Source organism: Methylobacterium sp. J-059, from assembly GCF_022829485.1.
GTDB lineage: Bacteria > Pseudomonadota > Alphaproteobacteria > Rhizobiales > Beijerinckiaceae > Methylobacterium.
The window spans coordinates 1-326 of sequence record NZ_JAKSYA010000126.1 but is presented as its reverse complement, the minus strand read 5'-3'; the positions used below and the strand labels follow the sequence as shown (position 1 = coordinate 326).

The following is a 326-nucleotide window of genomic DNA, read 5'->3' as shown; positions in this document are numbered from 1 at the left end:
GATGTCGACGACGAGCCCCTGGCCGGTGTTGTTGACGATCTTGCTGCCGATGAAGCCAGCGATCAGGCCGAGCAAGATCCAGGCGAGGAGCGACATGGTCCAGTTCCACTTCCTAAGGGCTCGATGACCAACCGACCTGATCAGGTGGCTGCCGGGGACGCCAGACAGTACGACGCCCAGATCGCCCAGGCCAAGCGCTCGATTCAGGCGCTCGACTCCATTGCGGGCGACACCGCCGGACTACGCAACCAGCAGCGTCAGCTGCTCTTGAACAACGCCGCCGCGCACGTGTACGACACTCAGCTGCGCCACACGCCGAAGCAGGT

At 63.8% G+C, this 326-nt stretch carries 1 protein-coding gene and 1 pseudogene; one reads left to right on the top strand and one right to left on the bottom strand.

Annotation, left to right across the window (positions count from 1 at the left end; all coding sequences use genetic code 11):
* A pseudogene (locus tag MKK55_RS17920) lies at positions 1–96 on the bottom strand (GlsB/YeaQ/YmgE family stress response membrane protein); the annotation flags it as partial.
* A 27-nt stretch (positions 97–123) separates the two neighbouring features.
* Between MKK55_RS17920 and MKK55_RS17915 the strand changes: the two are divergent.
* Positions 124–326 (top strand): hypothetical protein (locus tag MKK55_RS17915; protein WP_243936889.1); only part of this gene is annotated, 203 nt, incomplete at its 3' end.